Genomic DNA, 11,837 nt, shown 5'->3' with positions numbered 1-11,837 from the left:
GGCGAGGCAATACGCCTAATCGCTGGTACAACGCTGAATGACCGCTCGGCCTTCACGTGATCACTTCATGCATTTTATTCGGCAAGGTTGGAGCGGCACTCAATAATTGCTTGGTATAAGGATGACGAGGATGGTGAATAACATTTGTTTTCGTCCCTGTTTCGACAATCTCCCCTTTCTTCATTACTGCAACAGTATCGGAATATTTCCTAGCAAGCCTCAAATCATGTGTAATAAATAATATTGCACAATTGATTTTCTCTTTGATATTCGCGATGACCTCTAACACATGTGCTGCTGTCATACTGTCAAGCGCAGTGGTAGGCTCATCAGCAATAAGCAATTTCGGATTCAGCATAATGGCCATAGCAATGGATGCACGCTGCAGCTGTCCGCCACTTAATTGAAAAGGGTAACTATTGTAGACGCGTTTTGCAGGGAGTTGTACGTCTTCCAATGCTTGAAAAGCGATTTCTTTTCTTTCGTTTTTAGTTAAAGAACTATGAGCTTGGATCATTTCATCCATTTGCTTACCGATTTTTATAAAAGGAGTAAACGAGCTTTGATAGTCTTGGAAGACATAAGATATTTCTTTTCCCCGTAAATTCTGAAATTCTTTTTTCGATAAATGAGTCATATCCTTGTTGTCAAACTGAATATGCCCGGCGGCTATCCACATTTCTTTCGGCAGAAGCCCTCCAATCGCAGAAGCTGTGATGCTTTTGCCGCTGCCGCTTTCTCCAATTAATGTAAACCATTCTCCTTTTCTGGCAGTTATATTCACATTTTCAACAATCGGCTTATTTCGAAAATTAATTTGCATTTGATCAATAGTTAATAATGACATACCATCTCCCCTTTATCCTTTTACATCAAAACGGTCTCGCAATACATCACCAGCTAAATTAGAAACTAGAACAGTAAACATAATGGCAATTCCAGGAATAAACATTAAATATGGCGAGGTGTGAAAATATGGTGTACTTTCGTTCAACATCGCCCCCCATTCAGGAGTTGGCGGCTGCGCTCCTAAGCCGATGTAAGATAAGGAAGCGATCAACAAAATAATTTTTCCAAGATCCAACGTCGCTAAAACGAACACATTTCCCACGACATGGGGCAGCAAATGCTTACGAATAATTTGAAATGTGCTTAAACCATTGACAACCGCCATTAAAATGTAATCTTTTTCTCTCTCAGATAACACCGTGCTGCGGACAAGCCGCACATAGCTTCCCCATTTCGCTACAACGATTGCAAAAATTAAATTTAACATACCGGGGCCTAAAATACCGCTCAGTACAATTGCGACAATAAAATCAGGGAAAGCTAGAAAAGCGTCTATGATTCTCATCAAATAACGATCGAAACGGCCTCCGACAAATCCTGAAAACATGCCTAACGGAACGCCGATCAACAAAACAATGCCCAATACGAGAATACTCGTTCCGACCGTTACTTGCCCTCCCGCTAGGATGCGAGAAAATAAGTCTCGCCCCAAATAATCCGTTCCGAAAAAATGCTCCGCACTTGGTTTCAGCAGACGTTCATTCATATTGATTTGCAACGGATCATATGGAGCAAGCAGCGGAGCTGTCAAGATGACAAGAAAAAAGGCAAATAGTATAAAAAGAAGCGTTCGTGAGTGCGTCCAATACATTTGTCTAAACATTTTCAACGTCTCTCTACTCCTTTTAAACGTATCTCAGGGTTTAAATAACGGCAGCAAATATCAACGAAGATATTAATCAAGACAATCAAAATCGTAATAAACAATACATACCCTTGAATGACCGGGTAATCCCGGCGAATAATTGCATCTACCACCATTTTTCCAATTCCCGGGTATGCAAACAGTACTTCAATGACAACTGTGCCGCTTATTAAACTCCCAAGACTCATACCAAAAATCGTTATGACAGGAATTAAAGAACGGCGGAAAACGTGGAATAAAAATATCCGTTTTTCGCTAATCCCTCTTGCCCTTGCCGCTTTCACATAGTCCTCATTCAAGCTTTCTAGTAAACTGGAACGCAGCAATCTGACATAAACAGCTGACATCGCGATTCCTAACGTAAGGGATGGCAGGATGACGTGTTGAATCGTTCCCTTTCCCATGCTTGGCAATATCCCTAATTGAACGGCAAATAATTCAATGAAAAGGAGCCCCAGCCAAAAGCTGGGGATGGATGAACCGACTAGTGCAAACAAACGGCATATATAGTCCACCCATTTATTTTTATAGAGTGCAGATAGAGTGCCTAAAGGAATAGAAATCAGAATCATTACGATTAAAGAAGTGCATGTGAGCGTAATGGTCGCAGGAAACCTTGATAACAACTCAGAAACTACCGGCTGCTTTGTTATATAGGAATGGCCTAAATCAAACTCGAAAAATCGTTTCAACCAATACCAATATTGAACGTATATAGGTTCATGTAACTTCAGTTCTTCTCTTAGCGCTTCAATTTGTTCTTTCGTAACGGACACTTCATCTACTTGAAGCATCTGTTTGACAGGATCGCCAGGTGCTAGTTTTATAAATATAAAACTAATGAAAGACAGCAGAAGTAAAAATATGATGAACTCTATGAATCGTTTCGCTACTTGAATCATTTACCCTTCCACATCCAAATCTTTTGTTAACATATAATACTCGCTTTTACTAGTTACCCAATTTTTTACTCCGTCACGATAGGCAACAATAATATTTGGATGTACGATAAAGGAATGGAGAGTCTTCTGATCAATGATTTTTAATGCTTTCTTCGCCAAATTGTTCCGTTCGTTCACGTCTACCGTTTGGTTCAATTGTTGAATGCTAGCTGTTAATTCTGGATGGTTAATACTCGCGTAGTTCAGCGCTCCGTTCGGCATGTATGTCGCATTCAAAAAGTATGCCGCATCTCCGCGCGGAGCCGTCACACTGCTGTATGTAGCAAAATCCCAATCATCATTGGCCGCTAAATACTCATCAATATTTTCCACTTGCTGAATCGACATCTCTATGCCAAGTTCCTTCGCCTTTGATTGGAGAATTTGTACAATTAAAGGAAGTTCAGGACGCGATGCGTATGTTAGCACTTTAAGCCGAACGGCCTTTCCGTCTTTCGTAACTTTTCCGTCTTCTACTTGAAAGCCTGCATTACTAAAATACTGTTTCGCCGCCTCTATTCCGCTTTCCTTTTCTTCATAGGATGGCGCAAACGGAGAACCAGCCAAAAAAGGACCTTTCGCTTCAACGGCATGTCCATTTAAAATATGTTCAACAATTTCCTTCCGATCTATTAAAGCATCCATCGCCTTCCGCACATTTTCATCTTTCATATAGGAGCTCTTCATATTATAAAACAGCTGATGTGTACGCAAACTTGGAACTGATTCTATTTTTACATTTTCTTCTTTTAATTTTTCAAGATTTTCTACCGGCGGTCTAAAAATAATGTCCGCATCTCCTGATTGAAGCGCCATTTTCCGTGCATTGGCATCCTCATTGAAAGCAAATGTTGCTTTTTCAAGCTTTGCTTTGCCATCCCAATACTTTTCAAATCGTTCGACCTTCAGCTCTACCCCAGGCTCAAAAGAAGAAATTTTAAATGGCCCCGTACCGATTGGCCTTTTATCAATATCTTTTTCATCAACATCGACGATCGCTGTATTTGGATGTACGAGCTCTGAAGGAAATTGCGGGAATACTTCTTCCGTTTGAATCGTTAACAATTGACCATCGGCTTTCATTTTGCTGATTTTTAATGCCGCTTGAACAGATGGACTATCGTTGATTGCTCTTTCTAACGAGGCCTTCACCGCTTGAGCATCAACTTTTTTCCCATTATGGAATGTAACACCTTCTCTAATTTTAAACGTCCAGTTTTTCCCATCTTTACTTTTCCATTCTTCTGCTAGCCAAGGTTCAATTTTTTGCTGTTCACTAATTTTGACAAGCGTCTCTCCTACTCCCGCACGAACTATCGTATAGTTCGTGTCTAAATGCGGATCGAGCGTGTTGGTTGGAAAGTTAAAAAGCAATGTTAATTCTTTACTGCTCTTCTCCTTTTCTTTTGAGGAAGACTGTGAGCATCCGACAAGCAAAAAAATTGTTGTTAAAAGTATTAATATGCTTTTAAAATATCGAAACATTTTCTCACCTTCCTAAATCGTAATGATTACTATTTTTATTTTCCTATCATACATATATTCGCTATTTTTGTAAATATTATTTCGAACAAAAATAATTCAAAATCACATATTTTTGAAATGTCCATTTATTTCTCGACATTCCCACTTCAAAAAATTGATGAGTTTCTTCCAAAAATTCCATCCTGAATCACATATAAGGCAAAATTAAAAGGCATGAGTCCGGTGTAATACCGAATTCATGCCCAAACAGTTGCCTAAATTTCCGTGTCTAACTTTTTGGGTTCAGTTCAAATTTTTGAAAAAAGTTCGCTCTCTTTATTAAGCATGATAAGAGCCTTGACAGATTATGGGCCCTGCTTTTCGCTTAGTGCAAACCTCACAGCACGGTTAATCAACGCCGGCAGCACGGACACATGGCCTTCATCCTCAAATTCTTTAAATTCCACGTGAAAATTGTTTTGACCGAGTCGTAATAGTCGTTCTGCAAGCTCTTTAGCGTTCGCATTCATGCCGCTTTTATGGAATTTTTCCAATTCTCCTACAGTGATTAATAATCGTATATGATGCTTATCATTTTCTAGACTAGAGATAAATTTTTGCTCTGCATCAAGTAGAAGCGATTTATTCCAATGAATGGACGGGCTGCCTGCGATATACGTATTGAAGGCGTACGGCTTTGTAAACAATGTTTGTAATACGAAGAGGCCGCCGAGTGAATGACCAAAAATCGCTTGTCTGTCTTTATCAATTTTGAACCTGCTTTCGATCAGCGGTTTAAGCTCCCCATCAATAAATTGCAAAAACTGTTCCGCTCCGCCATATTCTGGTCTGTCTGTCCCCTCTCGTCTCGAATACAATTCCGAAGCTGGCGGAGTCAGTGTAAAATCATAATAGCGTTCAGGAGAAAACGGTTTTTCGATATGGTAACCGATGCCGACTACTAGTGCTGGAACGATTCCTGTCCTTTCGGGCCGCCTTGATTGGATACGGACTGCCTCAAACATTGTTCCGAATATAGCATTAGCATCCAAGAAATAAATAACTGGAAAGCCTGAAGGAGGAGGAGGCACATCAGGTATACCAAGCAAAATTTTGTATTGCCGATTTTCTTTTGAACGTATTAAAAATTGTTCAGTACTCGGAATGCTAACTTCTCGGCCAGCAGTATCTTTGTCCATCACATCAGCTTGTTTATCTTTTTTCCTATGCATGGTTAAACGCCTCCATATCATTGATTGATATCATCGGGGCAAAAATTACAACCCTCCAAATGAACATTTCAACCTCTTTTCCAAAGCCGACAAACATATGTATTCGCAACTGGTACTCTATTCTCTGACGGGCAAAACGGGCTCTTCCTTCATTAAAACAACCTGATGGGTAGCCGATTTTTTGAATGGATCACCTTCTATGGTTCATAAGACTTTACCTAGTATTTAAGACATCGCTTAGTAATGCCAAAATGGTGCCGAACGATGATTCTCATCTATATGAAAATAATTAGGTCAGATGATGCGGGATGACCTTTGAACTTATGAATCATTTACACAATTCCACGTTTCATTTTTTACTATCTTTAAATAATAAATAAATGAAATAAGGAACACCGATGATGGAAATGACAATCCCGACTGGCAATTCAGCTGGAGAAAAAACAGTTCTGGCAATATAATCGGAGACAATGACCATAAGCATGCCGACCGTTCCGCTGACGGGAATTAGCCAAAAATGATGGATTCCGACCAAACGCTTGGCGATGTGCGGTGCTATCAAACCGACAAATACAATGTTTCCTGCCACAGAGACACAAGCGCTCACAATTCCGATACTGCATAAAAGGAACACATTTTTTTCTTTTTCCGTACGAATTCCCAGTCCTATTGCTCTATCTTCTCCTAATTGAAGCAAGTCGAGTATATACGATTTTTTTATAATAATAGGAACTAATATGACGAGCCAAGGCAAAATAGAGACAATGTATTTCCAATTAGCATTCCATATACTTCCATTCAGCCAAACTGTCGCCATTTCAAAATCCTGAGGGTTCATTTTCAAGGATAAAAACATAGACAAGGCCCCAAACCCAAATCCTATTGCAATTCCAACCAAAATCGCTCGTTCGGAATCTAGTTTTCCATTTCGCCATGAGAATAAATAAATCAATAGTGCTGAAGCCAGTCCGCCTATCCAACCAAACAGCGGCATTGCCAAAGTTGACAGCCATCCGCTTCCCGTTATTTGCCCTTCAAAAAAGAGCATAAAAATAACGATAGCGGCTCCTGCCCCTGAATTGATTCCTAAAACGCCAGGGTCTGCAAGTCCATTTCTGCTGATCCCCTGTAAGGTTGCACCCGCCACTGCGAAACCAAATCCAATCAATGAAGCTATTAAAATACGGGGCAAGCGAAATTCAAATATGACCAAATCATGCTCAGAATTGGGATCAACCCGCAACAAAGTCTTTACTATATCGATAACTTTAATATCAAATTCACCGTTTGTTAAGCTGACATATATTGCAGCAAAAATAAAGACTATACTGATCAGCATCACTGTCCAAAATCGTCTCGCCATTTGTTTATGCATATGTTCCTCCTCCTCTCTTGTAAATTAAATAGAGGAAGAAAGGAACTCCGATTAGGGAAGTGACAACTCCAATAGGAGTTTCAAACGGGTAATTCAAAAATCTGCTTAAAATATCGGACAGTGCTAAAAAAATACCTCCAAGTACTCCGGCGCAAGGAATAACCCACCTATAATCGATTCCAATTAAAAATCGGGTTATGTGCGGAATGATTAAACCAACAAATCCAATATTTCCTGCCAAGGCAACAGAAATACCAGTCAAAATGACGGTGCTGGCCATTGCTAACGCTTTGACCAACACCGTTTTCTGTCCTAAACTCACAGAAACTTCTTCACCTAAAGAAAGAATTGTGAGCGATTTGGAAATATAAAGAGCCATTATGATCCCGACAATTGCAAAAGGAATCGCAAGTTTTATTAGAAAGGGATCCATCTGATGCAGCCGGGCATTATACCAAAAACTGATGTTTTGCGATACTTGAAAATACGTTGACAAGGCAGCGGAAATACTGCTGAGAAACGTTCCAATAATAGTTCCGATGATCGCCATTCGAACGGGTGACATTCCGTTTGGCATAAGCGACGCCACGCCGAAGACGAAGCCAACAGCAATGGCTGAACCGAGTAGTGAAAATATTATCATGCTCAAAGATGATGCATCCGGCATGAAAATCATGCAAAGTGTAATAGCGAAAACCGATCCGTCAGAAACTCCCAAAATCGAAGGGGAGGCAAGATAGTTCCTCGTCATTCCCTGCATGATCGATCCAGATATGGCCAAGAAAATTCCGATTAAAAGCGCTCCAATCGCTCTTGGCAAACGGGAATGTATTACAATTTGGTGATTTACATTTTCCGGATCAAAATGAAAGAACGCCTCCCAAACCGTTTCGAAATTTATATCTTTCGCTCCATAAAGTATAGATAATAGAACTATGAGCACAAACGCAATAGGCGAAGAACATAAAATGAGAATGGATATAGGAATCTTTAAGCGCATATTATGATTCCCGCCCTACATCATTCATTTGCCAATTTTTCAGTCGCTGCTTTTAAGAATTGAATTTTACTCCATGCTGTACCGCCTTGTGCCAACGGATCCACAACGTTTACGAATACTTTGTCGTTTTTAACCGCATTAATGCTTTTCCAGATCGGATTCTTTTGCAATTCCTCTAGTGCTTTTGGATTCTCTTGGTTCTCATCCTCTGAAAATTGGACAAAGAGATAATCCGGATTCATTTCGCTAAATTTTTCTAACGAAATCACTTCCTGCGCTTTGGCATTTTGGATTTCTTCCGGTACGGTAAATCCTAAATCTTCGTATAACGAAGGGTTGAAAAATATATCTTTCGAATAGATCATAATATTACCGCTTCTAATACGAACGATAGCTACTTTTTTATCTTTGAACTTCTCGCCTATTTGTGCTTTCGCCTTTTCGAGGTCATCTTGATATTCCTTTAAAACTTTTTCTGCTAGATCCTGTTTCCCAGTAAGTTCAGCCAATAATCGCAGGTTATTTTCCCAATTTGTTGATATATGGGAAACCGGGATCGTGACAGCAATTTTCTCTAATTTTTCAATAACATCTGGTTTAAACTTTGTCGTTGCGAAAATAACATCCGGTTTCAGCTTCAGGATCGATTCAATGTTTGGCTGTGCCTTCTCTCCAATCGAAACGGTTGAAGCTGTAATATCCTTGAACATTTCCGGGAACTTTCCCCCAACCGTGATGCCTCCAGCAGGCTCAACGCCCAATACGAGCGCATCCTCCATCGTTTCCATACTGCCGGTGATTACAATTTTTTCTACGTTTTTAGGAACCGTATATTCTTTGCCGAGATAATTGATCGTTCTCGTTTCACTTGACTCAGCTTCCTTCTTCTGCTCCGTTTTACTGCTTGAATCTCCCCCTGTGCTGCTGGTTTGTTCCTTATTACCGCCGCAAGCCGCCAATAAAAGAATAATTAGCGTGATAAGTCCATAGTAAAGCAGTTTTCTTTTCATAATATAGAATGTCCTCCTATCATCCAATTGATAATAATTATCATTTTTAATTATAAAAAGTCTTTCTTATATATGACCATGGACAGTATCCAGAATTCTTTTTGGACGATTTCCAGAAAAAAGACTTACCATTTCGTCAATTATTCGTTCGTGCGCGCTGGCAGAATACTCCAGCCATGGATCTGAGGAAATGAAATAAACGCGATTATTTCGAACTGCGCTCAATTCTTGCCATGGCAACGAATATTGCAAAGTTTTCCAATAAGCTAACGTTTCTTCTTCTTGGCGAATTAACAAGAGAAGCCGATCAGGATCTAATTCAATTAACTGATCTATTGTCATTCGTTCATCGCGGGCTAATTGATTGCAATTATACGCAGATGCCAGCTGCAAATCATGAAATAAAATATCTGAAATACTCCGATTGCAATGAACATACATATTCTGTTTGGAAATTCGTAAAATGAGGAAAGTATCGTCCTTCACTTTATTTTTCACCCATTCTCGTGCATGCTTTACTTTTCTGTCATAATTTTTAAGCCAGTCCTCAGCTTCTTGCGTTTCACCTAAAAATTCAGCTGTCAGCAGCAGCTGTTCCCGCCAATTTTTCTCCTGCCACGGAATATAATAAATTGGAGCAACCCGAGATAATTTTTCTTTCTCCATTTCATCTAGATCATCCGTACTTATGACTACTTCAGGTTTTGCTTGAAGCAGCTTTTCGATGTTGGACTCCCATTTTTGCCCATTCCGATAAGCATTGAGATGGACAGAAATATCTGTACGATACTCCTTATAATAATAAGCGGTCCATTTCGGATGAAGCGGCGCAGCATACGGGATGATTTTAAGAGCCAGCAATTGACCGGTAATGGGAGAGCGATAAGCAGCTATTTTACGGCGTCGTCTTTTCATATAATGTGTTGGTGTAACTCCAACCTGCTTCTTGAATTTGCGGCTAAAATAAAATTCATCGTTGTAGCCGATTTGATGGGCAATATCTTTTAGCTTGGCATGAGACTGTGCCATAAGCTGTTTTGCTTTATTGATCCGCAGCTCTGTCAAATAGTCGATAGCACTAATTCCGTACGTTTTTTTAAATAAATCGACAAAATATTTCGGACTGATTTTTGCGATTGCTGCCAATTGCTCGATGGACAAATTTTCATAATAATAATGGTCCATATAGTCCTTTGCCAGTTCAAGCGCTGCACACGATCCGTTATGTAAAAAAGATCGGCTTTTCAAAATAATATAGAGCAATTTTTGGAAAGTAAACTGACTGCGGAAGCGTTCCAGCTCGTCATCACTATCCCAATATTGAAAGATCGATTTGCACAATGAGGTGAGTTGATCAAAAGGGAACACTTGAATTTCACCTTGCAGAGAAAATAAACGTCCATCTTTCTCATTTACCATGCATTCATACCTTTGATCGGTTGATCGGAACACCTCAAACTTCAACAGGTAGATTTCTGTTTCATCGAGAGCCTGTATTTCACCTCCATAAGTCTCTCCAGGTATACACGCATACACATGATTTTGTTGAATCCGATACTCGGTTGTGCCCAGCGTCAATTGTCCATGTCCGTTCACCACTATGATAAGAACATATGAGAAGGTTAGCTGCTGCTCAATTTGCAAATTTCCATTCCGTTTTAATAACTCAATATCTCGAAGTCTAAAAGACAAGTCATCTAAAGATAAATTATTCGAAACCTCTTTCACAACAAAACTATGTCCACTCATCAGCTTCCACCTTCCTAATTAGTTGTATCTTTATGTCAACTAGCATGTTCATTTCTTTTCAAATATTGGAGGAACAGCAAGGAAAATATTTTAACACAAAGATTATAAATGATAATGATTATCATTATTGTTTATAATCATACCAAATTCTTCTCTTTTTTAAAAGTTAAATGACGAGACAGTTCTTTAGTCTTAATGTTTATCACTTTGGACTCAAGAATTCGATTTAGGAAACGCTAAAAACAAATTTGTTTCATATCGAAAAGCGCGAAAAAAAGAATCAACGCGTTGTGGCGTTGATTCACAGATTAGGTTCTTTTGCCAATTTGTTACTGATTGGTCCTTGCAATCATTACGGTTTTCATCACTCATATTTTTGCAATCATTCGCTCCACTTTAACATTTCTTACCCGAAGTATCTGTTAATGTATTATGAAAGAATACACACCGATTTAAATGATGTGTTACCCTGACAATGCCAAAGCTTCGTTAAGATTAAACCAGCTGCTTTACAGCGCTGAATGTGAAATTCTGTACGTTTTCCATCACAACTGCCCCAAGACCCTATTGATACTTGTACGGGACGCAGCCAGTAGAAAAAAGAGTCATTCAAAGTTTTTTTAGCTCTGAAAGGATTTTTTCTAACTCTGCTTCGTCTAACTTCGGAGCTTCTACACACATTTTTTGGTCTTCCATGTATTCATTAAACTCTTTAACTATGTCTTCCGGCGCTCCAGGCTTTAGGTGCCAGTTACCCGGTTCATCAACGAAGAAAGGACTTTTTGCAAATTTAGGTTCTTTACACGTCATTTCATGCGCTCCTTTGGTATTCGTCTAGCGCTCTTTTATAGCTTCACTTATTAGTAGACTAGCATATTTTCTTAGATACAGGGGCTTAATTCCTCATAGTTAAGATAAAAACTGGCGGACCTGGTACAAGAAGCTTTGTGTATGATAGGTGTTTCAATTCCTCATAGTTAAGATAAAAACGATTATATGGGCAGCAAACCATTTGATTGGAGTGAGTTTCAATTCCTCATAGTTAAGATAAAAACGCTTACTGCGGATGCAGTTGCCTATTTAGATTCTTATTGTTTCAATTCCTTATAGTTAAGATAAAAACGTGTACTCGAAAAGCTAGTACCTCAGCTTAAGGTTAGTTTCAATTCCTTATAGTTAAGATAAGAACGGATATGACTTGGTTCGGGGATCTAGAAAGTCATATCATGTTTCAATTCCTTATAGTTAAGATAAGAACGTTTGTAGCTAGTGGGTTGCTGATCGTTTGGTATTGTTTCAATTCCTTATAGTTAAGATAAGAACCCCAAAAAACGTTGTTAAATAAGCATTTC

At 39.2% G+C, this 11,837-nt stretch carries 10 protein-coding genes; all 10 read right to left on the bottom strand.

Annotation, left to right across the window (positions count from 1 at the left end):
- Positions 1 to 52 precede the first annotated feature (52 nt).
- The 10 genes from ACVIJU_RS08300 to ACVIJU_RS08255 all read right to left on the bottom strand — a co-directional run bounded on the left by ACVIJU_RS08300 (position 53) and on the right by ACVIJU_RS08255 (position 11,295).
- Positions 53 to 847, bottom strand: a complete 795-nt coding sequence (locus tag ACVIJU_RS08300) for an ABC transporter ATP-binding protein (RefSeq protein WP_063388256.1) — start codon at positions 845 to 847, stop codon at positions 53 to 55.
- 12 nt (positions 848 to 859) lie between these two features.
- Positions 860 to 1,672: a nickel transporter permease gene (nikC, locus tag ACVIJU_RS08295; RefSeq protein WP_456687927.1), complete on the bottom strand. Its 813-nt coding sequence runs from the start codon at positions 1,670 to 1,672 to the stop codon at positions 860 to 862.
- 2 nt (positions 1,673 to 1,674) lie between these two features.
- Positions 1,675 to 2,616 carry a nickel ABC transporter permease gene (gene nikB, locus ACVIJU_RS08290; protein WP_063388258.1) on the bottom strand — a complete coding sequence of 314 codons (942 nt, stop codon included), beginning with the start codon at positions 2,614 to 2,616 and terminating at the stop codon, positions 1,675 to 1,677.
- The gene (gene nikA, locus ACVIJU_RS08285) at positions 2,617 to 4,140 is read right to left on the bottom strand and encodes a nickel ABC transporter substrate-binding protein (protein WP_063388259.1); all 1,524 of its coding nucleotides are present in this window, start codon (positions 4,138 to 4,140) and stop codon (positions 2,617 to 2,619) included.
- Positions 4,141 to 4,484: 344 nt separating this feature from the next.
- A complete protein-coding gene (locus ACVIJU_RS08280) occupies positions 4,485 to 5,351 on the bottom strand; it encodes an alpha/beta hydrolase (protein WP_063388260.1) in 867 nt (288 codons plus the stop codon).
- A 349-nt stretch (positions 5,352 to 5,700) separates the two neighbouring features.
- Positions 5,701 to 6,726 carry a FecCD family ABC transporter permease gene (locus ACVIJU_RS08275; RefSeq protein WP_063388261.1) on the bottom strand — a complete coding sequence of 342 codons (1,026 nt, stop codon included), beginning with the start codon at positions 6,724 to 6,726 and terminating at the stop codon, positions 5,701 to 5,703.
- Entirely contained in the window at positions 6,719 to 7,726 is a 1,008-nt protein-coding gene (locus ACVIJU_RS08270; protein ID WP_063388262.1) for a FecCD family ABC transporter permease, read from the bottom strand. Before ACVIJU_RS08270 ends, ACVIJU_RS08275 begins: the two co-directional genes overlap by 8 nt.
- 20 nt (positions 7,727 to 7,746) lie before the next feature.
- On the bottom strand, positions 7,747 to 8,739 hold the full coding sequence (locus ACVIJU_RS08265; protein ID WP_082830327.1) for an ABC transporter substrate-binding protein: 993 nt from the start codon (positions 8,737 to 8,739) through the stop codon (positions 7,747 to 7,749).
- 63 nt (positions 8,740 to 8,802) lie between these two features.
- Positions 8,803 to 10,485: an AraC family transcriptional regulator gene (locus ACVIJU_RS08260; RefSeq protein ID WP_063388264.1), complete on the bottom strand. Its 1,683-nt coding sequence runs from the start codon at positions 10,483 to 10,485 to the stop codon at positions 8,803 to 8,805.
- A gap of 609 nt (positions 10,486 to 11,094) precedes the next feature.
- Positions 11,095 to 11,295 carry a hypothetical protein gene (locus ACVIJU_RS08255; RefSeq protein WP_456687468.1) on the bottom strand — a complete coding sequence of 67 codons (201 nt, stop codon included), beginning with the start codon at positions 11,293 to 11,295 and terminating at the stop codon, positions 11,095 to 11,097.
- Positions 11,296 to 11,837 lie beyond the last annotated feature (542 nt).

The organism is Aeribacillus sp. SP014 (assembly GCF_054055575.1).
This window is presented reverse-complemented; position numbering and strand designations above follow the sequence as displayed.

Excerpts from the sequence above, each read along its gene's own strand:
- ACVIJU_RS08300 (WP_063388256.1), bottom strand. The coding sequence starts at position 847 with ATGTCATTATTAACTATTGATCAAATGCAAATTAATTTTCGAAATAAG.
- nikC (WP_456687927.1), bottom strand. The coding sequence starts at position 1,672 with ATGTTTAGACAAATGTATTGGACGCACTCACGAACGCTTCTTTTTATA.
- nikB (WP_063388258.1), bottom strand. The coding sequence starts at position 2,616 with ATGATTCAAGTAGCGAAACGATTCATAGAGTTCATCATATTTTTACTT.
- nikA (WP_063388259.1), bottom strand. The coding sequence starts at position 4,140 with ATGTTTCGATATTTTAAAAGCATATTAATACTTTTAACAACAATTTTT.
- ACVIJU_RS08280 (WP_063388260.1), bottom strand. The coding sequence starts at position 5,351 with ATGCATAGGAAAAAAGATAAACAAGCTGATGTGATGGACAAAGATACT.
- ACVIJU_RS08275 (WP_063388261.1), bottom strand. The coding sequence starts at position 6,726 with ATGCATAAACAAATGGCGAGACGATTTTGGACAGTGATGCTGATCAGT.
- ACVIJU_RS08270 (WP_063388262.1), bottom strand. The coding sequence starts at position 7,726 with ATGCGCTTAAAGATTCCTATATCCATTCTCATTTTATGTTCTTCGCCT.
- ACVIJU_RS08260 (WP_063388264.1), bottom strand. The coding sequence starts at position 10,485 with ATGAGTGGACATAGTTTTGTTGTGAAAGAGGTTTCGAATAATTTATCT.
- ACVIJU_RS08255 (WP_456687468.1), bottom strand. The coding sequence starts at position 11,295 with ATGACGTGTAAAGAACCTAAATTTGCAAAAAGTCCTTTCTTCGTTGAT.